Genomic DNA, 25469 nt, shown 5'->3' with positions numbered 1-25469 from the left:
TCCGGCTGTCGGGGACCCTCAGACCCTGAGCACCTTGATGCCGACGTCCTCCAGTCGGGCGACCGCGTCCGCGGGGGCCTCCGCGTCGGTGACGACGACGTCGACGGCGTCGAGTCCGCAGATCCGGGCGAAGGCACGCTTGCCCATCTTCGACGAGTCGGCGACCACGACGACCCGCTGGGCGCGCTCCGCGAACAGCCTGCTGATGCTCGCCTCGTCCTCCTGGCGGGTCATCACGCCGAGCCGCGGGTCGATCCCGTCGACGCCCAGGACGGCGACGTCGAGGACGACCTCGTCGAGCACCCCCGCGGTCAGCGGACCGACCAGCTCGTACGTCTGGGGCCGGGCCACGCCGCCGGTGACGACGAGCTTGATCTGGGGGCGCACGGCGAGTTCGCCGGCGATGTTGAGGGCGTTGGTCACGACGGTGAAGACGGGGGCGGTGACGTCCGTGGCGTCCGACGCCTCGCGCCGGCCCCCGCCGGCCCGGAGGGCCAGGGCGCGGGCCACCTCGGTCGTGGTCGTCCCCCCGTTGAGTCCCACCACGTCCCCCTCGCCGACGAGCTCGACGGCGGCGGCGGCGATGCGCTGCTTCTCGGAGGCGTGGCGGGAGGACTTGTAGCGGAGCGGCAGCTCGTAGGAGACGCCGTGCGCGAGGGCGCCACCGCGTGTGCGGACCAGCATCTGCTGCTCGGCGAGCTCGTCGAGGTCCCGGCGGATCGTGGCGGCCGAGACGTCCAGCGCCACGGCGGTCTCCTCGACCTCCAGCCTGCCCTCGGTGGCCAGCAGCTCCAGGAGCGCGTTCCACCTCTCCCGCTTGGACATGCCCCGGAACTCCTTAGACCTCTGACCGCGATGGTGTCGGCCCACCCTACTCCGGCCACCCGCCTGTTCGGACATGACGGAAAAGCGCCCTGCGCACGAGCTTCCGCGCATCGACGCGCTTCGGCTCCGGCTCCGGCTCCGGCGTCGGCAGCGCTCCGGGTGCAAGATCGTAAAGTCGCACCATGAGCGACACGCGTCCGCACGCCGCCGAAGGCGACCCGGCGATCTCACCCGCCGCCCACGTCCGCATCGCCCGGCCGTCCCGCGATCTCGCCGCCGCCGAACGCTTCTAGGTCGGCGGGCTCGGGCGCGCGGTGCAGTGGCGTTCCACCGCGGACGAGCCGGGGACGCACGATCTGCTGATGGTCGGCCCGCGGGGCGGCGGCCGGCACTTCGAGCTGACCCGCGACCCGGCGGCCCCGCTCGATCCCCCGCCCACCGTCGACGACCCGTTCGTGGTCTACCTGGGCGAACCGCCCGACGAGGCCCTGAGCGGCTGGTCGCGGCCGGCGGCACCCGGGTCGTCTCGCACCACCCGTACTGGGACGCGTACGGGGTGACGGTGGAGGACCCGGACGGCCACCGCCTGGTGCTGTGCTCCCGCACCTGGGCGTGACCGCGCGCGGCCGCCCCGGGCGGATCTCTCACGGACGTCCGTGAGGTCCGGCCGGGGCGGCACGGAGAGCGGGGGTCAGCGGCCGGCGTACGGCAGCAGGGCCATCTCGCGGGCGTTCTTGACGGCGGTGGCCAGGGCGCGCTGCTGCTGGGCGGTCACCCGCGTGACGCGGCGGCTGCGGATCTTGCCGCGGTCGGAGATGAACTTCCGCAGCAGGTCGGTGTCCTTGTAGTCGATGTACGTGATCCCGGCCGCGTCGAGCGGGTTGGGTCGGCGCGCGGCGGGCTTGCGGGGTTCGTGGCGTCGGGCCATCGGGGCGTCTCCTTGGGGCGGGGTCCCGGGCCCGCCGATGCGGGCGGGGCACGGGGTCGTACGGACGGGTGGGGGTCAGGCGGCGTCGAGGAGGGTGTCGAAGGCGGCGGGAAGCTCCTTCCACGCCTCGCGCCCGGAGGCGTACTCCGCGTCCGTCAGGAGGCAGGAGTCGAGGAGGCGTTCCAGGCCGTCGCGGTCGAGTCCGGGCGACGTGAAGACGAGGTGCTGGCAGCAGTCGCCGTGCTCGGGGTGCCAGTCGAGCGCGGCCGCGGCTCGCCGCATGGGCGGGACCAGCTCCCAGGCCGCGTCGGGCAGTGACGCCAGCCAGGGGCCGGCGTTCTCCACGCAGAGCGCTCCGCCGGCCGCGTCCCAGGCGAGCAGGGTGTCGGGGCGGTCGGCGAGCCAGAACCGGCCGCGGCTGCGGGCGGCGGCGCAGCACAGGTCCTCCAGCGCCTGGTAGAGGCGTTCGGGATGGAACGGGCGCCTGCGGTGCCAGACGAAGGTGGCGACACCCGAGGCGTCGGCCTCCTGCGGCAGCAGCGCGCAGGCCGGGTGCTGGGCGGCGGCGGCCGCCTCCACGTCGAAGCCGGCGAGGGCGATCCGGGCGAGTTCGGGGGAGCCGGCCGGTACGCGGCGGGCGGTGGGGTGCAGTTGCGCGAGGAGGGCGTGGTCCTCGTCGTCGGCCGCGTCGCTGTCGACGACGGCGAGGACGGGCGCGTACTCCAGCTGCCGTGCCCAGGTGTCGCCGACGGTCCGCTGGTCGGTGGCGGCCGCGGCGAGGCCCGCCTCCGCGAGGTCGTCGCCGTTGGCGAGGCAGGGCAGGACGAGGGCGGGGTCGACGGCGGTGATGACGTTCGTGAGGACGATCTTGTCCCCGCCGTGGCCGGCGATCACCTCGGCCATGGCCCTGGGTTCGACCGAGTCCCACAGTTCGACGACGGCGAGGCGGGTGAGGCCGCCGTCGGCGAGCCGCTCGAGTTCGGGGACGAGGTCCTCGCGCAGGGCGCAGCAGGCGCAGTCGTTGACCAGCGGGGTGTCGCCGCGCGAGAGGGTGCCGGTGGCGTCGCGGATCGTGCGGGCGACGGCGCCGGCGGGCGCCTCCGCCAGGTCGTGGTGGAGCGCGACGCTGCCGGGGACGGACCGCAGGAGGTGGTCGACGACCTCGGTCCTCGCCTCGGCGTGCAGGCCGGCGACGATCACGACGGGGAGCTGGTGGGTGTACGGCCGACGCATCAGCGGGCACCGTAGCGGCGCTGGAACTTCTCGACGCGGCCGGCGGTGTCGAGCACCCGCGCCGTGCCCGTGTAGAAGGGGTGGCTGGCGGAGGAGATCTCCACGTCGACGACGGGGTAGGTGGTGCCGTCCTCCCATTCGATCGTCTTGTCGCTGGTCATGGTGGACCGGGTGAGGAACGCGTTGCCGGAGGCGGTGTCGCGGAAGACGACGGGCTCGTAGGCGGGGTGGATTCCGGGCTTCATGGCAGGCCTTTCGGGGGCGGTGGGGTCGAGGGGTGGTGCGGGCCGCGCGGCTCAGCGCTCTTCGCGGAAGTCCACGTGGCGCCGGGCGACGGGGTCGTACTTGCGGAGCACCATCCGGTCGGGGTCGTTGCGGCGGTTCTTGCGCGTCACGTAGGTGAAGCCGGTGCCTGCCGTGGAGCGGAGCTTGATGATCGGGCGGATCTCGTTGCGTGCCATGCCGCTAGTATATGACAATGATTTCCATTTCCAACACCACCTCCGACCGAGAAGGGCCGACCCACCCATGTCCGCACACTGCCAACTGACCGGCGCCAAGCCGGGATTCGGCAACACCATCTCCCACTCCCACCGGCGCACCTCGCGCCGCTTCGACCCCAACATCCAGCGCAAGCGCTACTGGCTGCCCAGCGAGGGACGCCATGTGCGCCTGACGCTGAGCGCCCGGGCGATCAAGACGGTGGACGCCATCGGCATCGAGGCCGCGGTGGCCCGGATCCGCGCGCGCGGAGGGAAGGTCTGATGGCGAAGAAGAGCAAGATCGCGCGGAACGAGCAGCGCAAGCGGGTCGTCGAGCGGTACGCCGCCCGGCGGGCGGAGCTGAAGGAGATCATCCGCCGCCCGTCCTCCACGCCTGCCGACCGCGAGGCCGCCCGGGCGGAGCTGCGCCGGCAGCCGCGCGACGCCAGCGCCACCCGCGTCCGCAACCGCGACAGCGTGGACGGCCGCCCCCGCGGCTACCTCCGGACCTTCGGGCTCTCGCGGGTGCGGCTGCGCGAGCAGGCCCATGCCGGCTTCCTGCCGGGAGTGACCAAGTCCTCCTGGTAGCGGTGGCCGAACGGACGGGCCGCGCGCGTGCGGCCGGGGCCATGCCCCGGCGCATGCCGCGCGGCCCGTCCGCGGCTTCGCGCGCCGGAGCCCAATTGCTCATGACATTCGTTTTCATATAGGCTCGCCGAGTCACCCCCCCCCCGGACCGAGGAGGAGTCCCCCATGGCCGTCCCCAAGCGGAAGATGTCCCGCAGCAACACCCGTCACCGCCGCGCCCAGTGGAAGGCGAGCACGCCCCAGCTGGTCCCGGTCACCGTCGACGGCGTCGTCCACCAGGTCCCGCAGCGGCTGGTGAAGGCGTACGAGCGCGGCCTGATCCGCCCGGAGGGTTGAGAGTCCCCGTGAACGCGCACGACCGCCTTCCCGTGACCGTCCTCTCCGGCTTCCTGGGCGCGGGCAAGACCACTCTGCTCAACCATGTCCTGGCCAACCGCGAGGGATTGCGCGTCGCGGTCATCGTCAACGACATGAGCGAGGTCAACATCGACGCCGCACTCGTGCGCGGCGGAGAGGCCTCGCTGTCCCGTACGGAGGAGCGCCTGGTCGAGCTGACCAACGGGTGCATCTGCTGCACCCTGCGGGACGACCTCCTGGAGGAGGTCGACCGGCTCGCCCGCGAGGGCCGCTTCGACTATCTGCTCGTCGAGTCCAGCGGGATCTCCGAACCCATGCCGGTCGCCGCGACGTTCTCCTTCCCCCGCGACGACGGGGCCACCCTCGGCGACCTCGCCCGCCTGGACACGATGGTGACCGTGGTGGACGCGGCGGGGTTCCTGCCCGAGCTCGACGGCGGCGACGAACTCGCCGCGCGCGGTCTCGCCCCGTACGAGGGCGACGAGCGGACCGTCAGCGATCTCCTCATGGACCAGGTCGAGTTCGCGGACGTCATCGTGCTCAACAAGCTCGACCTGGTGGGTCCGGAGGAGACGCGCCGGCTCCGCGCCGCGCTGACCCGGCTCAACCCGCAGGCGAGGATCGTCCCGGCCGTGCACGGCCGGGTCCCCCTCGAACTGGTCCTGGGAACCGGTCTGTTCGACGTGGAGACGGCGCAGCAGGCCCCCGGCTGGGTGAAGGAGCTCAACGGCGACCACGTGCCGGAGACCGAGGAGTACGACATCTCCTCGCTCGTGTACCGCTCCGCCCGCCCCTTCCACCCCGGGCGGCTGTGGACCTTCGTCACCGAGGGCCTCGACAGCGGTGCGTACGGCCGGATCCTGCGCTCCAAGGGCTTCTTCTGGCTCGCCAGCCGCCCCCGGGTGACCGGCCTCTGGTCCCAGGCCGGCGCCGTGGCCCGGTTCGAACCGTCCGGCGCCCGCGACGCCGGGACCACCCAGGGCCAGGAACTGGTCTTCATCGGCACCGGTCTGCGCGCCGACGCCCTCCGGACGGCCCTGGACGCCTGCCTGCTGGCGCCGGACGAACCGGCCCCCGCCGACGACGAGTTCCCCGCCTGGGAGACGTTCGGCATCGAGGACGCCTGCGCCCATGAGCACGCGGCCTGAACAACACCCCTGAAGCCCCCGACCCCACCCTCGACCAACACCCCTGAAGCCCCCGACAAAACCCCCGGACAACACCCCGCCCCACACTCTCCGGGCCGGACGGTGGTCGCAGCCACGGCACCGTCCGGCCCGGCCCGTTCTCCGCGGGTCAGACGGTCTCGTCCCCGTAGCCGCCGTCGCTTCCGTGGCCGCCGTCGCCGTCCTTGAGGAGGGCGCAGACGAAACGTTCCTCGGCCGCGCGGAGGCGGGCGAGCAGCGCGGGGTCGAGGGGGACCTGGCTGGTGACGGAGACGGTGACCGTCCGGCGGCCGTCACCGGTGGCGGCGGCGAACTGGGTGTAGCCCGGGGTGTTCCCGGTGTGCCCCAGCACCGTGCCGCAGCGGGTGGTGTAGCGGAAGAGGCCCAGGCCGGCCGCGTTCGTTCCCGGGCCGGCCGGCTGGGAGTCGCCGGGGACGAAGCGCGTCTGGGCGTGCCGCGTCTTCGGGGAGAGCAGGGCGGGTCCCGCGTAGCCGCCGAAGAACGCGCCCAGGTCGGCCGGGGTGGAGACGATGCCGCCCGACGCCCACGCGCCGGAGGCGCTGACCGCCTCGCTGACGTCCTCGGGCGCCTCGCCGGGGGCCGTGGCATAGCCGTGGAGGAAGGGGCGGGGCAGCCGGAAGCCGGAGGGGAGGCTGGTGTCGCGCAGGTCGAGCGGGCGGTACACGAGTTCCTTGAGGAGGTCCTCGTACCGGCGTCCGGTGGCCTGCTCGGCCATCAGGGCGACGGCGATGTTGTCGGAGTTGGAGTAGGCGTAGCGGGTGCCGGGCGTGAAGGCGAGGCCCTGGCCGGCGGCGAACTCCAGCAGGCGCCGGGAGTCGAAGCGGTGCCGGGGGTCGGCGCGGACGATCGTCTGGAAGCCCTCGGTCTTGCTGTAGTCGGGCAGTCCGCTGGTGTGCTGCAGGAGTTGACGCAGCGTCACCGCGTGCCAGGCCTTGGGCAGGTGCGGGAGGCGCTGCCCCAGGGTGTCACCCAGGCGGAGCGCCCCGCGGTCCACGAGGCTCAGGGCGACGGCCCCGCTGAACGCCTTGGCGACGCTCGCGATCCGCATGTGGTCGTGCGGGCGGGGCGGTCTCGCCGTGCCGACCTCGGCGGTGCCGGCCCGGTAGACCTGCCGGACGCCGTCCCTTGTGAGGACGGCGATCGCGCCGGGCGGTCCGCCGGGGGCGGCGACGAGGTCGGCGAGGGCGCGCCGCAGCTCCTGGTCCGAGGTGTCGGTGGCGCCGGCCCGCGGTGACGGCCGGTCGCCCGCACTGGCGTACGGAAGGGTGGGGGCGGTCAGCGCGGCGGCGAGGAGCAGCGCGGTGACGGTGGCCCGGCGCGGCCGGTAGGGGTGCGGGGCCGGGGCGGATCGGGGCATGCGGGACCTCCTGGACGGACCGGCGGCCGAACGCGCCGGCCCGTCCAGCTTCGGCGCACGACCGCCGCGCCGCCGGTCCGGGCGAGCCGCCCTGCGCCACCCGGCGGTGTGGAACCCCCCGGCAGAAGGCTTCGGGGCGTCGGCCGTTGGGCCGATCGGGGCCGTCCCGTTCCGCGAGCCCTCCGCTTATCGGTAATGATTTTCATTCTGATAAAGTCCGGATCTCACTCCCCCACACCACCCCGAGGACTGCTGTGTCTCCCCTGCCCACCCGCACCCCCGCCCTCCGCCGCCGCATACTCGCCCTCACCGCTGCCGCCACCGTCTCGGCCCTCCTCGGCGGTTGCTTCGCCGGCGGCGCGAACGAAGCCGACGGAGGCGGCGAGGGCGACGACCGGCGCATCCGGGTCGCGATGATGCAGCCCCCTCGGTCGGGGCTCTCCCCGCTCTCCGACGACGCGTTCAAGCTGTCGCGCTGGTCGACCGCGGAGACGCTGGTCCGGCTGGACCGCGACGGCGACGCCCTGCCCTCCCTCGCCACCGGCTGGCGGCAGCAGGGCCGGACCTGGACCTTCACCCTGCGCCAGGGCGTCACCTTCCACGACGGCACCCCACTCACCGCCGCCGACGTCGTCCGCTCGCTCTCCACCGCCGCCACGGCCTCCCCCAAGCCGCGGATCCTCGACGGCGTCGACCTCACCGTCCGGGCCACCGGACCCCGCTCGGTCGGCGTCACCACCGCGGCGCCCGACCCCCTCGTCCCGCACCGGCTCAGCTCCCCGCAGCTCTCGATCCTGGCCGCCAAGGCGTACCGGGGCAGGACCGTCGACCCGGTCGGCGCCGGAACCGGACCCTTCGTCCTCGTGCGCGCCCAGGGCACCGCGTCCGCCACCCTCGACCGGTACGACCGCTACTGGGGAGCCAAGGCCAAGGCCGCCGGCATCGACGTGCGCTACGTGCCCGACGGAACCGCCCGGGCCGCGGCGCTGCGCAGCGGCGAGGCCGACATCGTCGAGGCCGTCCCCGTCTCCCAGGCCGGACTGCTGGACCCGAAGCTCGTCACCGAGGTCCCCATGCCCCGGACCAACACCCTGTACCTGAACACCGGACGCGGCACCTTCCGCGACCCGGCGCTGCGGGCCGCCGCCCGGGAGGCCGTCGACACCCGGAGCCTCGTCTCGGGCGTGTACGAGGGCCGGGCGGACCGCGCCGGCGGGCTGCTCGGGCCGGCGCTGCCCTGGGCGGCGAAGCTCCGCACTCCCGTCCGGCACACCGCGGCGACCGCCCCGAAGGGCGCCAGGATCACCATCGGCACCTTCACGGACCGCGCCGAACTGCCCGAGGTCGCCCAGCTCCTCCAGCAGCAGCTGCGCAAGGCCGGGTTCGAGGTCGAGCTTGACGTGCGCGAGTACGCGCACATCGAAGCCGACGCCCTGGCCGGGAAGTTCGACGCCTTCGTCCTCTCCCGGGCCACCGTCCTCGACTCCGGGGACCCCGCCGCCTACCTGTACAGCGACTTCGCGGGCGACGGCTCCTTCAACCTCTCCCAGCTCTCCGATCCCGCCGTCGACGCCGCGCTCACCACCGCCGCGGCGACGGCCACCGGCGAGGCCCGCCGGAAGGCCGTCGTCGCCGCGGAGGCCGCCGTGCTCGCCACCGACGCCGCCGTGCCCCTGCTGCACGAGCGGGTCATCCAGGGCGACGGCGCGAACGTCGTGGGCGCCGCACACGACCCGCGCGAGCGCGAACTCGTCACCGCCGACACCCACGTACGGTGACGGCTCCCGTCCCCGGCGGACGCGGCGACCGCGCCGCAGCCGTCGCACCGGCGAAGGCCCGGCGAGGCGGCCGCAGGGAGGCGGTTCGGCTTCCGGAGACCCGGCCCGCAGGGCGGCGCCCGTCGGCCGCCGCCCTGGGGGCCGGGGCCGTACGGCTCGTCACCCTGGCCGGCGTGGTGACCACCGTCGGACTGCTGCCGTGGCTCTCCGGCAGGGACCCGGCGCTCAGCCTGCTGCGCGCCCGGTCCGCCGAACAGGCCCCGACACCCGAGGCGCTCTCCGCCATCCGCGCCGACCTCGGCCTGGACGCCGGCCCGGGGGGCCTGCTGGGCGGGTGGCTGAACCGGCTGCTCCACGGCGACCTGGGCGTCTCCTGGGTGTCGGGCGCCGAGGTGCTGCCGGCCGTCGGCGCCGGACTCGGCGTCTCCCTGACCCTGATGGGCGCGGCGCTGGTCGTCGCCCTCGCCGTCGGGACGCTGCTCGCCGCCCCCGCGCTCCTGCGCGGCCGGGCCACCGGCGGGACGGTGGCGGCGGTGCTCGCGGCCGTCCCCGAGTTCCTGTTCGCCCTGGTGCTGCTGCTCACCGCCGGCGTCTGGCTGGGATGGCTGCCCACCTCGGGCTGGGCGGGCCCGGCGCATCTGGTGCTGCCGGCGGTGGCCCTCGGCGTCCCCGCCGGCGCCCTCCTCGGCCGGCTGGTCGCCGACGCGCTGCCGCCCGTCCTCGGCGAGCGGTGGGTCGAACTGTGGCGGGGCGCGGGCACCGGCCGGTGGCGGATCGCCGGCGCGGCGGTCCGCCGGGGGATGCCCGCGCTCGCCGGGCAGTTCGGCATGGTGGCCGTCGGTCTGACCGGCGGCGCGGTCGCCGTCGAGACGGTCTTCGCCGTGCCCGGGATCGGCCGTACCGCGCTGGGCGCCGCCACCTCCCAGGACCTGCCGCTGCTCCAGGGCTGCGTCCTCGCCCTGCTGGGGCTCGGTCTGCTGGCCGGGACCGCCGCCGCGCTGGTACGCCGCCGGCTGCTCGGGCCCGCGTCCCGCGAGGCCGGGCTCGGGCTGCCCGCACCGGCACCGCGGCGGATCCCGCTCGCCGTACCGGCGGGGCTCGCGGCGCTGCTGGCCGGCGTGATCGGCTGGGGGCTGCTGCGCGATCCGTACGCCGTGGACGTGGCGGCCCGGCTCGCCGCGCCGTCACCGGAGCATCCGCTCGGCGCGGACGCGCTCGGCCGAGACGTGCTCGCCCGCCTCGGGCACGGCGCGGCGACCACGGTGGGCACGGCCGCGGCCGTCACCTGCGTGAGCTGGCTCGTCGCGGTGGCGCTCGGCTTCGTCCCCGGCGTGGCGGCCGGCTTCGCGGACGTCGCCAACGCGCTGCCGCCGGTCCTCACCGGCCTGCTGGTCGCGGCCGTGACCGGTCCCGGAAGCGGGGCGGCGGCGCTCGCCGTGACCCTGGTGTCCTGGCCGCCGCTCGCCGCGCACGCGGCGGCACTGGTCCAGGAGATCCGGGCCTCCCGCTTCCTCCTGGCACAACGCGCCCTCGGCGCGGGGCCGTGGTGGGTGTGGACGCGGCACATCCTGCCGTCGGTGGCCGGGCCGGTCGCCCGGCACGCCGTGCTCCGGCTCCCCGGCATCGCGCTCGCGCTGGCGTCGCTCGGCTTCCTGGGCCTGGGCGCGCGGCCCCCGTCGCCCGAATGGGGGCTGCTGCTCGACGAGTCGGCCGACTACGTGGAGCGGGCGCCGGTCCCCGCCCTCGCCCCGGCGGTGGCGCTGGCCCTGCTCGCGGCGCTCGCGGTCTGCCTGTCGACGTCCGCCGGCGGGCGAGGCGCCGCCCCCGCGCCCCGTGTCCTCCGTCTCCCTCTCCAGCTCCGACTCCTTCTCCACCTACGGCTCCCTCTCCGCCTCCGCCTCCGTCCGTCTTCCGTTGTCGCTTCGAGGAAAGTCCGGCCTCTTGTCCCGCCCCACGCAGCTCCCCCTGTCCGAACCCCTCGTCCCCCTGTTGCGGGTGGACGGTCTTCGGGTCGGCTTCCCTGACGGCGAGGCCGTGCGCGGAGTCTCCTTCGATATGGCCGCGGGTGAGGTGTTCGCGCTGGTCGGCGAGTCCGGAGCAGGCAAGTCGCTCACCGCGCGGGCGCTGCTGGGGATGGTCCCGCGTGCGGCCCGCCTCCACGGCCGGGTCCTGCTGGACGGCGGCCCGGTCACGCCGGCCGATCTCGGCCGCCGCCTCGCCTGGATCCCGCAGGACGCGATGTCGGCCCTGTCGCCCGTCCACCGCGTCGAGGACCAGCTCGCCTTCGCCGTGCGGTCCGTGTCGGGCGCGCGGCGGCGCGAGGCGCTGGCCGTGGCGCGCCGGGCTCTCGGCGAGGTCGGGCTGGGGCCCGAGGCGGCCGGCGCGGTGCCGCACGCCCTGTCGGGCGGCATGCGGCAGCGTGCGGTGATCGCGATGGCCCTGGTCAACGGCCCCGCGCTGGTCGTCGCCGACGAGCCGACCACCGCGCTCGACCCGGCGCGCCAGGAGCAGGTGCTCACCCTGCTGCGGGAGCGCTGCGCGGCCACCGGGGCCGCCCTGCTGCTCGTCAGCCACGACCTCGCGGCGGTACGCCGACACGCCGACCGGGTCGCCGTGACGTACGCCGGCCGGATCGTCGAACTCGGCGCGGCGGACGCGGTGTTGGACCGGCCGGTCGCCCCGTACACGCGCGGACTGCTCGCCTCGCTCCCCCACGCCGGGATCCCCCGGCGTACCCGTCTCCCCGTCCTCGCCGGCGCCCCGCCCGCGCCGGGCGCTTCCGGCGCGGGGTGCTCCTTCGCGCCGCGCTGCCCGCACGCCGCCGAGCTGTGCCGGCGGGAGGAACCGGCGCTGCGAGTGGTGGACGGCCGGGCGGTGGCCTGTCATCACCCCGCCGGGGAGGTCGCGTGAACGCCCTCCTGGAGGTCCGGGACCTCGACGTCCGGTACGGAGCACGGCGGGTCGTCGACGGCGTGTCGTTCACCGTCGGCGCCGGGGAGGCGGTCGGGCTCGTCGGCCCGTCGGGCTGCGGCAAGTCGACGACGGCACTGGCCGTCCTGGGGCTGCTGCGGCCGCACTCCGGCTCGGTGCGCTTCTCGGGCGTCGAGCTGACCGGCCTCCGCGCACGCGAACTACGGGCGCTGCGCCCCCGGTTCCAGCCCGTGTTCCAGGATGCCTACGGCGCGTTGAGCCAGCGCCGCGAGGTACGCCACCAGATCGCGGAGCCCCTCCGGGTCCACGGACGGTGGCGGGCCGCGGACGGCCCGGCCCGGGTGGACGAGCTCCTGGAACGCGTCGGCCTCTCCCCCGCGCACGGGCGACGGCTGCCGCACGAGCTGTCCGGCGGCCAGTGCCAGCGCGTCTCCATCGCCCGCGCCCTCGCGACCCGGCCGGAACTGCTCGTCCTCGACGAACCGACCTCGGCACTCGACCCCTCGCTCCGCGCGGGGATCCTCAACCTGCTCATGGATCTCCAGGACAGCCTGGGAGTCGGCTTCCTGCTCATCTCCCACGATCACGCGGCGGTCCACCACGTCGGCGACCGCATCCTGACGATGAGGGACGGGAGGCTCGTGGCGTGACCCTGGGTGCTCGCCTCCTGGTCGACTGTCGCCAGTCCCTCGCAGCCGAACCTCCCACACGCCCCTGACAGTGCGGTGCTCTCGACGACCGGAGGTGACGCACCCGAAATCCGATGGAGCGCCGGGGGTTCGGCGAGGCACAATCCCCCGGAACCGGGGCGAAGGGGAGCTTGTTTGGACGTGTTCGTGTGTGCCGGGTGCGGTACGGAGTTGACGGCGCCCGTGGCGCGGGTCGCGCTGCCCGTGCACGCGCACCACGGCGGGTGGGAGGAGTTGCATCCGCCGCTGATGGAGCCCGCGACGTACGCCGTCGAGCCGCAGCCGACCGGACCGCCCTGGCGGCCTTGGGAGGAGGTCGGCGCGGAGGAGGCGGCTCGGCGGGGGGTGTTCGTGCCGGTTCCCTTCGTCTCCTTCGGGGCGCGGGACCGGATCGTCATCGCGCCGGGTGACTCCCGGTCCATGACGCTGATCCTCGACAGGTGCGACGGTCACTGCCGCGGCGTGGACGGTCGCGGTGGTCCCAACCTGGCGTGCGAGGGGTGCGGGCGTGCCGTCGCGACCCGTGTGGACGACTGCGGCGACTGGCAGGCGGTCTGGCTGGAGCCGGACGCGGTCGTACGCCGCGCCTCCCGGCTTCCGGCGGGCCCGCCGCCCGGCTGGGACGACCTCGCGCGTCCCGAGCACCGCGTCCCGCCCGTCGAGCCCGACGGTGCGTGGAGTCTGCGCTGGCACGCGGCGCTCGGTGTCGCGCTCGCCCACCTCGTCGCCGTCTCCGGGGACCGCCCGGTTGCCCTCCCCGCCGGTCGCGTCACCGAGTTGCTCGGGCACGCGGTGCGGCAGTACCTCTCCTCCGGCCCGGACGCCCTGTCCACGGCACTGGCCGGTCCGGGGCTTCCGCTGCCCCGTCCCCGCCCGGACCTGCTCCTCGTCCCCCGTCATCCGCTCACCGGTGCGCCGTGGACTCCGCCCCATGACGAGGGGCCCGTGGTGCCGCTGGACAGCGGGGTCTGGGCGTACCTGGCCCATCCGGGCGAGACGTCGCCGATTCCCGCGACGGGCGTGCTCCCGGAGGGCGTACTGCGTGATGACTACCCGCTTCCGCCGAGCCCCGGCTGTTTCCTGACGGCGCATCATGGTGCCTTCGAGGCCACCCTGGCCAGGCTGCCCGCCGCACGCACCCTCCGGCAGCGCGGTGCCCGGTGGCCCGCCCGGTGAGTCGAAGTGCCGGAGCGGACGTCCACCTCCGCCGACGGGGGGTCAGCCGGTGCGCTTCGCGGCGACCGCCAGGGTGGCGTAGTGCATCGTGAAGCTGCCTCCTGCCGCGTCGATGGCGGCGCCGACGCCCGCGAGGACCTCCTCCAGCTCGGGTTTCGGGAGGCGGGTGAAGGCGCCCTGGGTGGGGAGCTGGTCCAGCCATTCGTCCCGCGTGTAGGGGCGTTCCCAGTCGAACCGCCAGTGTTCCGGGTCGGCGAATCCGTTCGCCTTGCCGATGCCTTCCGCCGCCTTGGCGCACAGCGCCGTGTAGCCGTCCACCGCGGACGTCGCGCTCTGGCGTGCGGCGAGCGTGTCGGGCGTCACCCGACGGTAGACCTCGGCGAAGGCGTCCGCCACGGCGGGGGCGGGCCGTCCCGCGTTCCAGAAGAGGGCCAGCAGGCCGCCGGGGCGCAGCACCTGTGCCTCCCTGGCGGCGCCGGCGACCGGGTCCACCCAGTGCCAGGTCTGGCCGGACACGACGGCGTCGAACGCGCGGCCGGCCGGTTCCCAGGCCTCGAACGCCGCCACCTCGACGTCGAGTCCGCGGCGGCGGGCGAGGTCGGCCATCCGGGCGTCGACGTCGACACCCAGGACCCGGCAGCCGGCGGCCGCGAACTGCCGGGCCACGATGCCGGTGCCGCAGCCGACGTCCAGGACCTGGCGGCCGGGGACGACGCTGACGATCCGGTCGATCAGGGCTGCGGGGTAGCGGGGCCGAGCCCGGTCGTAGCGTGCGGCGTCCGCGCCGAAGGACTCGGCCACCTGACGGTTCTCATGGGAGCCACGGGCGCGGTGAGGGCCTCGCTCCGGCGGTAAAGTGGGCATGCGCCCACTATGAGTGGGCGCATGCCCACTCGTCAATCGGGACGGGTCGGCCGAGGAGAGGACGGGGGCCGCACGATGCCCACAGGGGTAGCCATCCGCGACGTGCGCGGCCAGTTGTTCGACGCCGCCGAGCGCGTCCTGCTCCGGGACGGGCCGAGCGCGCTCACCAGCCGGGCCGTCACCGTGGAGGCGGGCTGCGCCAAAGGGGTCCTGCACCGGCACTTCGCCGATTTCGACGCCTTCCTCGCGGAGCTCGTGCTGCACCGCGTCGACCGCGTCGAGGAGCGGGCCGCCGCCCTGCGCGCGTCCGCCGGGACCGGCAGCATCGCCGACAACCTGACGCGGGCACTGCTGGAGCTTTTCGAGTCGGTCGCGGTGGCCGTCGTCAGTCTCGTCACCTCGCGGGACGGCCTGCGCGCCCGCCTGCGCGACGCAAGGCCCGCCGGCGTCCCGCTCCTGACCGACGCCGCGGCGGCGATCGCCGCCTACCTCGCCGCCGAACGGGACCTCGGTCGCGTCAGGGCGGACGCCGACCTCGACACGCTCGCCCCGACGCTCATCGGTGCCGCGCACATGCTGTTCGCGGACCGGCAGGCCGTCCCACCGGCGGCGGACGACGTCCGGAAGGTCGTCACCGCGGTCGTCGCGGGCGCGGAGCAGGAACCGCCCGGCGCCCGCGGCGCGAGGTGACGCACCGGAGGGCTCGGCGGATCAGTCCAGCCGGGGCGGGACCCAGGCGTGATGCCGCAGGATCATGCTGATCGCGGTGCGGGAGGGCGTCAGCCGCATCGCCGTGTTGCGCAGGGCGACGGCCAGGGGATGGGAGAGCTGCTGCCCCATCCGCCCCGCCTGGCGGGCGGCCGCCGCGACCGCCTGGCTGCGCGGACGGCGCTCGGCGTCGTAACGGGCCAGCGCCGCCTCGACGGTGGGCTCGGCGGCGAGCGCCGCGGCCAGGGAGACCGCGTCCTCCAGCGCCTGGCAGGCGCCCTGCCCGAGGTGCGGGGTCATCGCGTGGGCCGCGTCGCCCAGCAGCGCGATCCGGCCGACGGCGTACGACGGCAGCGGTGTGCGCAGTTCGTTGACGTCGTGGTGCAGCACGGCGTCGGGGCGGGTCGCGTCCAGCAGGGCGGGGATCGGCTCGTGCCAGCCTCGGAAGCGCCGGCGCAGTTCGGCCAGCGGGTCGGGGAACCGTACCCCGGCGGGGAGATCGAGGACGGCGTGCCACTCGGCCCGCCCGTCCGTGAAGGCGATGTGCCCGAACTCGGCGCCCCGCCCCCAGGTCAGCTCGAAGTCGGTCCGCAGGCCGACCGGCCCCTCGGTGAGGGCGCGCAGCACGGTCGAGCCGCTGTAGACGGGGCCGGGGTGGGCGGGGAAGAGGAGGCCGCGCAGCTTGCTGCCGATGCCGTCGGCGGCCACGACCAGGTCGGCGTCCAGGATCCTGTCCCCACAGTGGACGCGAAGGGGGGCGGGTCCGGGGCCGGGGCCGGGGCCGAGTCCGGGGCGGGGGCCGGGGCCGGGGCCGGGGCCGCCACGGTGGACCGGAGCGGTGTTCGGGTCGGCTGCCGGGGCGATGGTGGGGGCGGCCGTCGGGTTCGGTGTCGGGTCGGATGCCGGGGCGTCTGTCGGGGCGGAGGCCGGAGCGCCTGTCGGGGCGGAAGCCGGAGCGCCTGTCGGGGCGGTGCCCGGGTCGACTGTCGGGACGGAGACCGGGGCGGCCGTCGCGGCGGAGGCGGCGGCGATCTCCGGGCCCGTCACCGACTCGACCTCCGCGCCGATCAGGAGCGCCTCGGCGGGCAGGGCCGCGCGCAGCAGCCGGTGCAGGGTGGACCGGGGGATGCCCATGATCGGCGTACCCACCGCCCGTTCCAGGGCCGCGCCGTCCATACGGGCCAGCCAACTGCCGCGCGGGGTGCGGGTGCCCCCGCTGTACTGCCCCCGCGAGGCTTCCCGCACCGCCGCGCCGACCCCGAGCGCGTCCAGTGCGCGGAGGCCGTTGGCCGCCAACGAGATGCCCGCGCCGGCGTCGTCGAGCACGGGCGCGCGCTCCACGACCGTCACGTCCCACCCGATGCGGCGCAGCCCGATCGCGGCGGCCAGCCCGCCGATGCCCCCGCCGACGACCACTGCCCTGTTCCCCATACCGAACCCTCGACTTTCTACATCTGTAGAAGCAGGAGGCTAACCGAACCTCTACAGGTGTAGAAAGGGGGGTATGGCTTCCGACCGACGCACGCTCCTCGCCGACGCGGCCCTCGACGTACTCGCCGACGAAGGCATCCGCGGCCTCACCCACCGGGCGGTCGACCGGCGGGCGGGCCTGCCGTCCGGCACCACGTCGGCCTACTACCGCACGCGGGCGGCACTGCTCACCGGCCTCGTCACCCGCCTCGTCCAGCGCGACCAGGCCGAACTCCACACCATGGCCGAGGAACTGCCACCGCTGCGCACGGTCGACGAGCTGGTGGACGGCATGGCGCGGCTCGCGCACGCCCGGCTCACGGGCGAGGGGCGCCGCCGCTCACTGGCGCGTTACGCCTGCACCGTCGAGAGCGTGCGCGACCCGGAGCTGCGCGAACTCCTCGTCCCCCGCGAGAACGCCGGCCGCGAGGCCGTCCGGCTGTTTCTCTCCACGCACGGCGCGCCGGACGTGGAGACGCGTACACACACCTTGCTGACCTGCGTCGACGGCCTGGTCTTCGACCGACTTGTCAGCGGCGGCGACGTATCGCGCGAGGCGCTGGAGGGCTTGGTCACGGCGGCGTTGCGCCCGTGACCCGCCGCCGGGACCGAGCGGACGGGATCAGCCGAGACCGCGGTGGGCCGCCCACATCGCCCCGGCGCGACCGGCCGCCTCGGAGACCAGAGCCGCCAGTTCGGGCTTCTCCGGGACCGGGAACGAGACGTACGCGCCCCGGCCGCCGGCCACCGGCCGGCCGTAGGCCTTCACGGCGAGGTGCCCGTCCGGGAGGAGCCGGATGTTGAGGGTGGTGAGGGTGAACTCCTCACCACGCCGGCTGTCCGTCCAACGGAGCACCTCGGGGATCGTGACGTTGATCGCCAGAGCGCTCACTTCGAGGTCGCTGCTCATGCAGGGATGCTCTCACGCGAGCGGGCGGGGACGTGCCCCCGCGGTACCGCTCGTCGCGCGGGGCGCGCGGGCGCGGGGCGCACGGGCGCGCGGGCCCGCGCCGGGCGCGGGGCGCGCGGCTAGGACGGACGCCCGCCGAACTCCCAGTTGTGGACCTCGATGTCGGCGTACCGCCCCGCGGTGAGGACGGCGCGCGCCGCCGCCGGGTCCGGTGCGCGGACCAGCGCCGCCGTGCCCAGCCAGGCGGCACCGTCGTCGGAGAACAGGGAACCGAAGGCGATCAACTCGTCCCGCTCGCGCGGCGGTGTGACGTCGGCCGGCTCTCCAGAGCCCAGGCCGATCACCAGGTACCGGTCGCCGCCGTCCCGGCCGCCCTGGAACTCCCCCATGGTGCGACCGAGCAGGTTGCGCCATCGCCGCAGCAGCACGTCCCGGTAGGCGCCGGCCTGGTAGCCCGGCTCGTCGAACGCGAACGCGCGGGCGGCGGCCGGATCGGGAACCTCGAGGATGTGGACACTGCCGGTCAGCGTCTCGCCGTCGTCGGCGAAGGTCGGACCGCGGGCGATCAGCGCTTCCGCGTACCGGTCCATGTACGTCCAGTGCTCTTCGCGCAGTGCGTAGCGCAGGGGCAGCGATCCCACCCGGTCGCGGTGGTAACAGAAGAACTCCATGACCTCACGATCTCCCGCTCGGGCGCGGTGCGTCGAGCGGCTTTCGCGGGGGGGCGCGTCGTCATGTCCGACGAGAAGCCCCATCCCTCCCGCGACCGGAACCCCAGCCGAATCCACTGCGCCTCTCTCCGGACCGAGGGCCGCCGACAGAGCGTTCACCCTCATTCCATTGCAACGTTCCGACATATGCCGTTGCATCAATCCAGCATCCATTGCAACGATTTTCCCGCCTTCACCTGCAAGTACCCCGGGACAACGCCACACTGACGTTGCCTCAGACCGGAAAGCAACGTAGCTTTTCCCATGTCGGAAACGCCGACCACGACTCCACGGGAGAAGCCACACCATGCAGACCTTCGCCACCACCGCCCCGATCACCACCGTCGTCGACATCCCCGCCGGCCACCTCCGCTTCATCGCCGCCGACCGCGCCGACACCACCGTGGACATCCGCCCCGCGAACGCCGCCAAGAGCCGTGACGTGAAGGCCGCCGAGGACACGACCGCCGCCTTCGCGGACGGCGTCCTGCGGATCACCGCACCCGCAGCCAAGAACCAGCTCTTCGGACAGACCGGTTTCGTCGACGTCACCGTCCAGCTCCCGGCGGGCTCCAGCGTTCAGGCCACGGCCGCGACGGCCGATCTGCGCGGGGCCGGACGCCTCGGGGACGTCACCTTCGAGGCCGCCCAGGGTCCGGCCACCCTGGAGGAGGCCGGAACCGTCCGCGTGTCCCTCCAGGACGGCGACATCACCGTCGGCCGCCTCAACGGCTCCGCCGACCTGACGACCACCCGCGGCGACCTGACCGTCGATCAGGCCGGCACCGGCGTCGTCACCCTCACCACCCAGGCCGGCTCCATCGCCGTCGGCGCGGCCCCCGGCGTCTCCGCCACCCTCGACGCCCACACCACCCTCGGCCGCATCCAGAACTCCCTCCAGAACAGCCAGGGCGCGGACGCCTCCCTCACCATCCGCGCCACGACCGCCCTCGGCGACATCACCGCCCACAGCAAGTGACCCGCACGGCGCCGCCCCTGCCCTGCCCATGCGGGCACGGGAGGGCGGGACGACCAGCGGGTCCGCTATCTTGAACGCGTTCACATTGAACGCGTTCAAGATAGTGGGGGGATGGGGCATGGAGGGTCAACGGGTTCGCAGCGGTCAGACGGCCCTGCTTCTGGGGGCGGCCGTGGCACTGCTGCCGGCGCTGGCCATCGGCCTGCCGAGCGGGTTCGGCGGCCTCTACTTCCTGGCCATACTCCCCGTCGCCCTTCCCTTCTTCCTCCGCCGCACTCCGCACCCCTTCGCCTGGGCGTGTCTCGTCGCCGGAACGACCGTGTCCGTCTGGGCGGTGGTCGGCTTCGTCGTGGGGATGTTCCTGTGCGTTCCGGCCGCCGTGCTGCTGCTGATCGCCGCGTTCCTGGACCCCTCCACGCGGCCGGGCACGTGGGGAGCGCTCGCCGTGCCGGTCGTGCCGGCCGTGTCCGGCCTGCTGCTCTACGGGGTTCCCGGCTTCTGACAGCCGCGGGGCACCGCGACACCGGCGCAAGGGACCCCGCACGGTCTGACGATCGCCGCCGCGACCGAGCGCATTGCGGTGACGTTTCGATCATCCACCCGAATAGACATGAAATGTCCTAGAAGGTGATCGTTTCTGCATGATGCCCTCTCCTTCGTGAACACACGTACCAGACTCGCTCTCGCGAGTGCCGCCATGTCCGCCCTGGCCCTCACCGCACCGACCGCGACGGCGTTCGGCTCCGTCGCGGCCGGGCCGGAGCCCGTGCCCGCGCCGCTCGTCACCGCCGCCAACGCGGTGCCCGGCAAGTACATCGTCACCCTCGACCGCACGGTCGACGCGGCCAAGGCCGCCGAGCGGCTGAACCTCAAGCCGACGTTCGTCTACGAGAAGGCCATCAACGGATTCGCCGTGCCGCTGACGGCCACGCAGCTGGACATCGTCCGCAAGACGCCCGGGGTGACGTCCGTCGAGGAGGACGCGGTGACGGCCGCGCCGCCGCGCCCGACCGCCCCGGCCGGCGCCCGCAGCCCGGCCGCCTCGTGGGGCCTGGACCGGATCAACCAGGAGAACCTGCCGCTCGACGACGACTTCACCGCCGAGGGCAGCGGCGCCGGCGTCACGGCGTACATCCTCGACACCGGCATCGACTACGCCCACGCCGAGTTCGGCGGCCGCGCCACCTTCGGCTTCGACGCGATGGGCGACGGCGGTGCCGGGCAGGACTGCAACGGGCACGGCACCCACGTGGCCGGCACGGTCGCCGGAAGCACGTACGGCGTCGCCCGGAAGGCCAACCTGGTGAGCGTCCGGGTCCTGGGCTGCGACGGCCGGGGCTCGTACTCGGGGATGATCGCCGGTTTCGACTGGGTCGCCCGGAACGCCCGCCAGCCCGCCGTCCTCAACGGCTCCCTCGGCGGCGACAGGTCCACGGCCCTGAACAACGCCGCCACGGCCCTCCGCACGGCCGGCGTGCTCCCCGTCATCGCGGCCGGCAACAGCGCGAAGGACGCCTGCACCGTCTCGCCCGCCTCGGCGGACGGCACGGTCACCGTCGCGGCCTCCAACGCCTGGGACGAGGAGACGTCCTTCTCCAACTGGGGCCGGTGCGTGGAGATCTACGCCCCCGGCCAGGACATCGTGTCGGCGAAGCTGGGCGGCGGCTCCGTCGCCCTGAACGGTACGTCGATGGCCGCGCCGCACGTCGCCGGTGTCGCCGCGCTCTACAAGTCCGCGCACCCGACGGCCTCCCCGGCCGAGGTCGCCGCGTGGCTCGACGAGCAGTCGTCCAAGGACCTCCTGACGAACATCAGCCCGGGCTCCCCCAACAAGCTGCTCTACACCGGCGGCCTGTAGCCCACGGCGTCACCCCAGGGCCCAGGCCGACGGCGGCCTGGGCCCGCACCGTCATGTCCGCGGACGCCGTACGGGGCCTGCGCCCTGCGGAACACGCGCCGGACGAAGGGCGCGGCTACCCGCCCAGCTCCTCGACCAGCGCGTCCGCCTCGTTCCGGGTGAAGTCGCCGGAGATCTGGATCTCGTTTCCGGGGATGTCGGACGGTTTCACGTCCCGGTGGACGAGCCCGGCGGCGTGGATGCCGACGAGCGCCTCGGCCGTGCCGGCGGCGATCCACGGCGGCGCCTCCGCGGGGAGGGGGCCCTGGGAGACGACGAGGTCCCTGAGGGAGGGGGCGGGGATGTACTCGGTCGCGATCCAGGGCACCCGGGCCTCGGCATCGGCCGCCACGATGCCGGCGGTGAAGGGCCCCTGGACCCGCTGGGCGAGCGCCGCCTCGCGGGCGAAGCGGCGCCGGTCCTCGGGGGCGACGATCCCGTCGTCGGAGGTGAGCAGCGTCTTCACCGCGACCGTCCGGCCGCCGCGCGAGCGGGCCAGGCAGACCCGGCCCATGCCCCCGCCGGCCGGCTCGGCGAGCACCGTGTACGGCCCGATCTGCTCCCCCGGCCGCACGCTCCCCGTCCACCCCTCCTGCATGACCACTCCCCTATGACCGACCCGATCACTCCCGCGATCCCCGGGAGCAGGCTAGGTGTCGCGGCGACAACTGGTCCAGGGAGTAACCGAGTTGACGGGGAAGAGCTGGTGCCCTGTGCCGCCCGTGGGCACCGGGCGGTCAGGAGACTCCCGGGCCCGCGCCCGGGTGACGGCGCCCCCAGGGCGCGGCAAATGCGTTGCCGTACCGCCGCGTTGCTCGCATGCTTCCCGCGTGAGCACTCACCACGACACCGCCGAGACCGCCGTCACCCTGCCCGTCCACGTACGCGATCTCCTGCCGGCAGACCTGCCGGCGTGCGCCTGGTCGGGCTCGTCCACCCACGTGCGGCACGTCGGGCACGAGTTGACGCGCGCCGCCGCCGGCGAGGTGGACTACCTCGCCGTCTGCACGCCGGCGGACCTGCCCGTGGCGATCGGCGGCGTCGACTACCGGGCCTCGGAGGGGGCCGGCACACTGTGGCAGCTCGCCGTGATGCCGGCGCTGCAGTCCTGCGGGCTGGGGACCCTGCTCGTGCGCGCCGCCGAGCAGCGGATCCGGGACCGCGGGCTGCGGCGTGCCGAGCTGGCGGTGGAGGAGGACAATCCCAGGGCGCGGGCCTTGTACGAGCGCCTGGGCTACCGCGCCTACGGCCGCGCGCCGGACGCCTGGGACGAGGAGGCGGCCGACGGGTCGATCCGGCGCCACGAGACGATGTGCGTTCTGCTGCGCAAGAGCCTCTGAGCCGCGGTGGCCACGGTTCGCCCCTCCGTCATCATGCGGGCGCACGCCGCTTCACGGCGTCCCGCCCTCGCGTGCGGTCCATCTCGCGCCATTCCGGCCGGAGTCCCGCCAGATTGGTGGCGAGGAAGTACGCGGTGCCGCACGCGAGCAAGATCGGAACGAGTCCCGCGGCGGCCACCGCCGCCCCCGCGACCAGCCCGCCGAGGGGGATGCCGGCCCAGGACAGCGAGTCGCCGAGGGCGTTGACCCGACCCAGCATCCGGCGCGGCACCCGCTCGACGAGGACGGCGCCGAGCACGGGGTTGACGAAGCCGGCGCCGAATCCGCCGACCGCGAAGACGGCCAGTACCGCACCGAGCGGGGCGTCGGCGGCGAGGATCAGGAAGCGGGGCGCTCCCACCAGCAGGAATCCGGCGAGGACGACCAGCCGCCGTCGCAGCCGGTGCGCGACCGCGGCGGCGATGAGGCTCCCGCCGACCGCCGCGGCCCCCATGACGCTGCCCGCCAGGCCGATGGCGGTCGGCCCGTGGCCGGACTCCCTGGCCCAGACGGGCACGAGCACCGAGGCGAACGCGGCGTCGAGGAAGTTGGTGACGCCGAGCATGACGATGACGGTGAGCAACAGCGGATCGCCCCGCAGGAAGGCGAGGCCCTCGCCGAACCGACGCCAGTAGCCGGACCTCTCGGCCGGTGCCGCCGCCGGGTCCTCCGCGGCCCGACCCGTGCCTCGGGGCAGCGCGAGTCCGACGAGCACCGAACCGAGGGCGAAGCAGCCGGCGTTGACGGCGAGCCCGGTGAGGGGGCCGAGCAGCGTCACCAGGGCTCCACCGGCGGCCAGGCCGACGGTGGAGGCGAGCCGCTCGACCACGCCGGAGAGACCGGTGGCCCGCTCCAGCGGCACCCGCCCGTGCTCGGCCGCCTCCGGGACCATCACCTCCTTGGCCAGGTCCCCCGGTCCTCGGGCCGCGCCGATGACGGCGACCAGGACCAGGAGGAGGGGAAAGGTGAGGAGGTCGAGGACGTGCAGGAGCGGGACCGCCGCGGCGGCGGTCGCGCTTGCCAGGTCGGTGGTCCAGGAGACGGCTCGTGGGCCGATCCGGTCCACCAGCGGCCCGGTGAACGCCTTGACCACCACATAGGGCGCCATCTCGCAGAAGGCGACCAGTCCGGTCCGGGTGGCGCTGCCGGTCGTGACGAGGACGAACCAGGGCAGTGCCACGACGGAGATCCGCGTGCCGGTCAGCGAGACTGCCATGGCGGCCAGTACGCCGACCAGCGGCCGTAAGGACCTCTTCGCGAGCGGGTCGCCGGTCACGACGTCGGGGGCACGTCGAGTTCAGGCAGGATGTGGGTCATCACAGCGACCCGTTCGGCTCCCTCGGGGGCGCTCGCCGCCGTTTCCGGTGCGTCGCGCCGGTAGCGGCCGATGACCTCCGCCAACTCCCGGTACAGCGCGCCGGTTTCCTCGGGCGTGAGACGCAGCGCCCAGTCGCTCAGATCGAAGGCGTGACGCCAGGCGCGGGGCATGGTCTGGAGTCCGTTCAGCGCCTGCTGCGTCCGCAGGGTGTAGAGGGCGGCGACGGACTGCTGGTAGGCCAGCGCCGCTTCGGGCTCCTGCTCGGCCGCCTCCGGATCGCTGAACCAGATCGTTCGGTGCACCGAACGCCACCACCGCTCCCGCGCGTTGCCACGCTCGGTGTCCTCCTCGACGAAGCCGGCCGCGCCGAGCTGCCGCAGATGGTAGCTGGCCGTACCGGAGTTCACGCCCAAGCGCTCCGCGAGTCGGGTGGCCGTCGAAGGGCCGTGCTTCCGCAGCAGCCCGACGAGCTGCACGCGTACCGGGTGCGCCAGGGCGCGCAGCCCCTTGGCGTCCAGGACGACCGCGTCCGGGTCGGCCGCGTCCGGGTCGACGACGTTCGGGTCGGCGACGGTCGAGCCGATCGATGTGCTCTCTTCATCTCCCATACAGACCAAGGTAGTTGGCGGAGACTTCTTCGCAAAGACTTCTTCGCGAAGAAGTCTTTGCGGTTGCTTCGGGGCTATCTCCCGACCTCCGCGCGCGTCGCGGCCGTGCCTCGGAAGGTGCGTCGGTACGCGAGGGGTGAGACGCCGATCGCGGCGTGCAGGTGCTCGCGGAGGGAGGTGCCGGTGGCGAAGCCGACCTGGCCGGCGATGTCGTCCACGGGGAGGTCCGTCGTCTCCAGGAGGTGCCGGGCGCGGTAGACGCGTTGCTGGATCAGCCAGCGGCCGGGGCTGGTCCCGACCTCCTCGTTGAACCGGCGGGCGAAGGTGCGCAGGCTCATCCGGGCGTGTCCGGCGAGTTCCGTCAGCGTCAGGGGTTCGTGCAGGTTCTCCAGCGCCCACTGGCGGGTGGCCGAGGTGTCGTGCGCGGCGACCGGGGGCACCGGGTGCTCGATGTACTGGGCCTGGCCGCCGTCCCGCCACGGCGGTACGACGCAGGCCCGGGCCACGTGGTTGGCGACGGCGGCGCCGTGGTCCCGGCGTACGAGGTGGAGGCAGACGTCGACGCCGGAGGCGGCGCCCGCCGAGGTGAGCACGTCCCCGTCGTCCACGAAGAGCACGTCCGGGTCCAGGGCCACCTCCGGGTACCAGGAGCGGAAGACGTCGGCGACGGCCCAGTGGGTGGTGGCGGGCCGGCCGTCGAGGAGTCCGGCGGCCGCCAGGACGAACGCGCCCGTGCATATCGACACGATCCGCGTCCCGGGCCGTACCGCCGCGAGCGCCTCACCCACCTGCGGCGGCAGCTCGCGCGAGAGCCGGGAGATGTCGAAGGGCGGCAGCAGCACCGTGTCCGCCGCCGCGAGCGCCTCGGGCCCGTGACCCACGGTGACCGAGAAGTCCGCGTTCGTCGCGACGGGGCCGCCGTCGACGGAGCAGGTCAGGACTTCGTACCGGTCCTGGAGGGCGCCGAAGACCCGGCTCGGGATGCCGAGTTCGAAGGGGTACACCCCGTCCAGGGCGAGCACGACGACACGATGAGGAGGACGCATGGCACGATCCCGTCGGAAGATGGCATTCATGCCATGGTACGGCCCCCAG

The 25469-nt window shown here is 74.4% G+C and carries 29 protein-coding genes and 1 pseudogene; 16 read left to right on the top strand and 14 right to left on the bottom strand.

Going from position 1 to position 25469, the window contains the following annotated elements; all coding sequences use genetic code 11:
• Window positions 1-18 precede the first annotated feature (18 nt).
• Window positions 19-825: a DeoR/GlpR family DNA-binding transcription regulator gene (locus ABFY03_RS36165; RefSeq protein ID WP_319009983.1), complete on the bottom strand. Its 807-nt coding sequence runs from the start codon at window positions 823-825 to the stop codon at window positions 19-21.
• Between the two features lie 182 nt (window positions 826-1007).
• Here ABFY03_RS36165 and ABFY03_RS36160 point away from each other — a divergent pair.
• A pseudogene (locus ABFY03_RS36160) lies at window positions 1008-1441 on the top strand (VOC family protein).
• A gap of 75 nt (window positions 1442-1516) precedes the next feature.
• Here the strand turns inward: ABFY03_RS36160 and rpsR are convergent.
• The 4 genes from rpsR to rpmG form a co-directional block, all read right to left on the bottom strand.
• Window positions 1517-1753, bottom strand: coding sequence for a 30S ribosomal protein S18 (rpsR, locus tag ABFY03_RS36155; RefSeq protein WP_031013565.1), 237 nt, complete (start codon window positions 1751-1753; stop codon window positions 1517-1519).
• 75 nt (window positions 1754-1828) lie between these two features.
• Window positions 1829-2986 carry a CobW family GTP-binding protein gene (locus ABFY03_RS36150; RefSeq protein ID WP_319009982.1) on the bottom strand — a complete coding sequence of 386 codons (1158 nt, stop codon included), beginning with the start codon at window positions 2984-2986 and terminating at the stop codon, window positions 1829-1831.
• On the bottom strand, window positions 2986-3231 hold the full coding sequence (locus tag ABFY03_RS36145) for a type B 50S ribosomal protein L31 (protein WP_346172003.1): 246 nt from the start codon (window positions 3229-3231) through the stop codon (window positions 2986-2988). The genes ABFY03_RS36150 and ABFY03_RS36145 overlap by 1 nt, the downstream gene beginning before the upstream one ends.
• Window positions 3232-3282: 51 nt before the next feature.
• Window positions 3283-3447, bottom strand: coding sequence for a 50S ribosomal protein L33 (rpmG, locus tag ABFY03_RS36140; RefSeq protein WP_031013560.1), 165 nt, complete (start codon window positions 3445-3447; stop codon window positions 3283-3285).
• A 67-nt stretch (window positions 3448-3514) separates the two neighbouring features.
• Between rpmG and rpmB the strand changes: the two genes are divergently transcribed.
• The 4 genes from rpmB (at window position 3515) to ABFY03_RS36120 (ending at window position 5561) form a co-directional block, all read left to right on the top strand.
• On the top strand, window positions 3515-3751 hold the full coding sequence (gene rpmB, locus ABFY03_RS36135) for a 50S ribosomal protein L28 (protein ID WP_030493468.1): 237 nt from the start codon (window positions 3515-3517) through the stop codon (window positions 3749-3751).
• Window positions 3751-4056 carry a 30S ribosomal protein S14 gene (gene rpsN, locus ABFY03_RS36130; protein ID WP_319009980.1) on the top strand — a complete coding sequence of 102 codons (306 nt, stop codon included), beginning with the start codon at window positions 3751-3753 and terminating at the stop codon, window positions 4054-4056. The genes rpmB and rpsN overlap by 1 nt, the downstream gene beginning before the upstream one ends.
• 165 nt (window positions 4057-4221) lie before the next feature.
• Complete coding sequence (gene rpmF, locus ABFY03_RS36125) at window positions 4222-4392, top strand: 50S ribosomal protein L32 (protein ID WP_031013557.1); 171 nt, start codon at window positions 4222-4224, stop codon at window positions 4390-4392.
• Window positions 4393-4400: 8 nt separating this feature from the next.
• On the top strand, window positions 4401-5561 hold the full coding sequence (locus ABFY03_RS36120; RefSeq protein ID WP_346172002.1) for a GTP-binding protein: 1161 nt from the start codon (window positions 4401-4403) through the stop codon (window positions 5559-5561).
• A gap of 148 nt (window positions 5562-5709) precedes the next feature.
• Here ABFY03_RS36120 and ABFY03_RS36115 read toward each other — a convergent pair whose 3' ends face one another.
• Window positions 5710-6957, bottom strand: coding sequence for a serine hydrolase domain-containing protein (locus ABFY03_RS36115; RefSeq protein WP_346172001.1), 1248 nt, complete (start codon window positions 6955-6957; stop codon window positions 5710-5712).
• 263 nt (window positions 6958-7220) lie between these two features.
• Between ABFY03_RS36115 and ABFY03_RS36110 the strand changes: the two genes are divergently transcribed.
• From ABFY03_RS36110 to ABFY03_RS36090, 5 genes are all read left to right on the top strand, one after another.
• The gene (locus tag ABFY03_RS36110; RefSeq protein ID WP_386723515.1) at window positions 7221-8735 is read left to right on the top strand and encodes an ABC transporter substrate-binding protein; all 1515 of its coding nucleotides are present in this window, start codon (window positions 7221-7223) and stop codon (window positions 8733-8735) included.
• Between the two features lie 173 nt (window positions 8736-8908).
• On the top strand, window positions 8909-10759 hold the full coding sequence (locus ABFY03_RS36105; protein WP_346171999.1) for an ABC transporter permease subunit: 1851 nt from the start codon (window positions 8909-8911) through the stop codon (window positions 10757-10759).
• Window positions 10731-11645 carry an ABC transporter ATP-binding protein gene (locus ABFY03_RS36100; RefSeq protein WP_346171998.1) on the top strand — a complete coding sequence of 305 codons (915 nt, stop codon included), beginning with the start codon at window positions 10731-10733 and terminating at the stop codon, window positions 11643-11645. The genes ABFY03_RS36105 and ABFY03_RS36100 overlap by 29 nt, the downstream gene beginning before the upstream one ends.
• On the top strand, window positions 11642-12316 hold the full coding sequence (locus ABFY03_RS36095) for an ABC transporter ATP-binding protein (protein WP_346171997.1): 675 nt from the start codon (window positions 11642-11644) through the stop codon (window positions 12314-12316). The genes ABFY03_RS36100 and ABFY03_RS36095 overlap by 4 nt, the downstream gene beginning before the upstream one ends.
• 210 nt (window positions 12317-12526) lie before the next feature.
• Window positions 12527-13531: a hypothetical protein gene (locus ABFY03_RS36090; RefSeq protein WP_319009974.1), complete on the top strand. Its 1005-nt coding sequence runs from the start codon at window positions 12527-12529 to the stop codon at window positions 13529-13531.
• 42 nt (window positions 13532-13573) lie between these two features.
• On the opposite strand, the gene ABFY03_RS36085 is transcribed toward ABFY03_RS36090, so the two are convergent.
• On the bottom strand, window positions 13574-14395 hold the full coding sequence (locus ABFY03_RS36085) for a class I SAM-dependent methyltransferase (RefSeq protein ID WP_386723513.1): 822 nt from the start codon (window positions 14393-14395) through the stop codon (window positions 13574-13576).
• A gap of 75 nt (window positions 14396-14470) precedes the next feature.
• Here ABFY03_RS36085 and ABFY03_RS36080 point away from each other — a divergent pair, with 75 nt between their 5' ends.
• Complete coding sequence (locus tag ABFY03_RS36080; protein ID WP_346171995.1) at window positions 14471-15085, top strand: TetR/AcrR family transcriptional regulator; 615 nt, start codon at window positions 14471-14473, stop codon at window positions 15083-15085.
• Between the two features lie 21 nt (window positions 15086-15106).
• Here the strand turns inward: ABFY03_RS36080 and ABFY03_RS36075 are convergent, their stop codons facing one another.
• Window positions 15107-16534: an FAD-dependent monooxygenase gene (locus tag ABFY03_RS36075; protein ID WP_346171994.1), complete on the bottom strand. Its 1428-nt coding sequence runs from the start codon at window positions 16532-16534 to the stop codon at window positions 15107-15109.
• Window positions 16535-16607: 73 nt separating this feature from the next.
• Between ABFY03_RS36075 and ABFY03_RS36070 the strand changes: the two genes are divergently transcribed.
• Window positions 16608-17168: a TetR/AcrR family transcriptional regulator gene (locus ABFY03_RS36070; RefSeq protein ID WP_319009970.1), complete on the top strand. Its 561-nt coding sequence runs from the start codon at window positions 16608-16610 to the stop codon at window positions 17166-17168.
• Between the two features lie 27 nt (window positions 17169-17195).
• Here the strand turns inward: ABFY03_RS36070 and ABFY03_RS36065 are convergent, their stop codons facing one another.
• Both ABFY03_RS36065 and ABFY03_RS36060 read right to left on the bottom strand, forming a co-directional pair.
• Window positions 17196-17483, bottom strand: a complete 288-nt coding sequence (locus ABFY03_RS36065) for a hypothetical protein (protein ID WP_346171993.1) — start codon at window positions 17481-17483, stop codon at window positions 17196-17198.
• Between the two features lie 119 nt (window positions 17484-17602).
• The gene (locus ABFY03_RS36060; protein WP_346171992.1) at window positions 17603-18154 is read right to left on the bottom strand and encodes a YciI family protein; all 552 of its coding nucleotides are present in this window, start codon (window positions 18152-18154) and stop codon (window positions 17603-17605) included.
• A 346-nt stretch (window positions 18155-18500) separates the two neighbouring features.
• On the opposite strand from ABFY03_RS36060, the gene ABFY03_RS36055 reads away from it, so the two are divergent.
• From ABFY03_RS36055 to ABFY03_RS36045, 3 genes are all read left to right on the top strand, one after another.
• The gene (locus tag ABFY03_RS36055) at window positions 18501-19172 is read left to right on the top strand and encodes a DUF4097 family beta strand repeat-containing protein (RefSeq protein ID WP_346171991.1); all 672 of its coding nucleotides are present in this window, start codon (window positions 18501-18503) and stop codon (window positions 19170-19172) included.
• 172 nt (window positions 19173-19344) lie between these two features.
• The gene (locus tag ABFY03_RS36050; protein WP_346171990.1) at window positions 19345-19674 is read left to right on the top strand and encodes a hypothetical protein; all 330 of its coding nucleotides are present in this window, start codon (window positions 19345-19347) and stop codon (window positions 19672-19674) included.
• A 195-nt stretch (window positions 19675-19869) separates the two neighbouring features.
• The gene (locus ABFY03_RS36045; RefSeq protein ID WP_386723516.1) at window positions 19870-21030 is read left to right on the top strand and encodes a S8 family peptidase; all 1161 of its coding nucleotides are present in this window, start codon (window positions 19870-19872) and stop codon (window positions 21028-21030) included.
• Between the two features lie 115 nt (window positions 21031-21145).
• Here the strand turns inward: ABFY03_RS36045 and ABFY03_RS36040 are convergent, their stop codons facing one another.
• Window positions 21146-21667 (bottom strand): protein kinase domain-containing protein, encoded by a 522-nt coding sequence (locus tag ABFY03_RS36040; RefSeq protein ID WP_346171989.1) that lies wholly within the window; start codon window positions 21665-21667, stop codon window positions 21146-21148.
• 232 nt (window positions 21668-21899) lie between these two features.
• Here ABFY03_RS36040 and ABFY03_RS36035 point away from each other — a divergent pair, with 232 nt between their 5' ends.
• Window positions 21900-22409, top strand: coding sequence for a GNAT family N-acetyltransferase (locus ABFY03_RS36035; protein WP_346171988.1), 510 nt, complete (start codon window positions 21900-21902; stop codon window positions 22407-22409).
• Between the two features lie 31 nt (window positions 22410-22440).
• Here the strand turns inward: ABFY03_RS36035 and ABFY03_RS36030 are convergent, their stop codons facing one another.
• From ABFY03_RS36030 to ABFY03_RS36020, 3 genes are all read right to left on the bottom strand, one after another.
• Window positions 22441-23664 (bottom strand): MFS transporter, encoded by a 1224-nt coding sequence (locus tag ABFY03_RS36030; protein WP_346171987.1) that lies wholly within the window; start codon window positions 23662-23664, stop codon window positions 22441-22443.
• A 56-nt stretch (window positions 23665-23720) separates the two neighbouring features.
• A complete protein-coding gene (locus ABFY03_RS36025; RefSeq protein ID WP_346171986.1) occupies window positions 23721-24374 on the bottom strand; it encodes an ArsR/SmtB family transcription factor in 654 nt (217 codons plus the stop codon).
• Between the two features lie 74 nt (window positions 24375-24448).
• Window positions 24449-25420 (bottom strand): GlxA family transcriptional regulator, encoded by a 972-nt coding sequence (locus tag ABFY03_RS36020; RefSeq protein WP_346171985.1) that lies wholly within the window; start codon window positions 25418-25420, stop codon window positions 24449-24451.
• Window positions 25421-25469: the final 49 nt, after the last annotated feature.

Source organism: Streptomyces roseofulvus, from assembly GCF_039534915.1.
In the GTDB taxonomy this organism is placed as follows: Bacteria; Actinomycetota; Actinomycetes; order Streptomycetales; family Streptomycetaceae; genus Streptomyces; species Streptomyces roseofulvus.
This window is presented reverse-complemented; position numbering and strand designations above follow the sequence as displayed.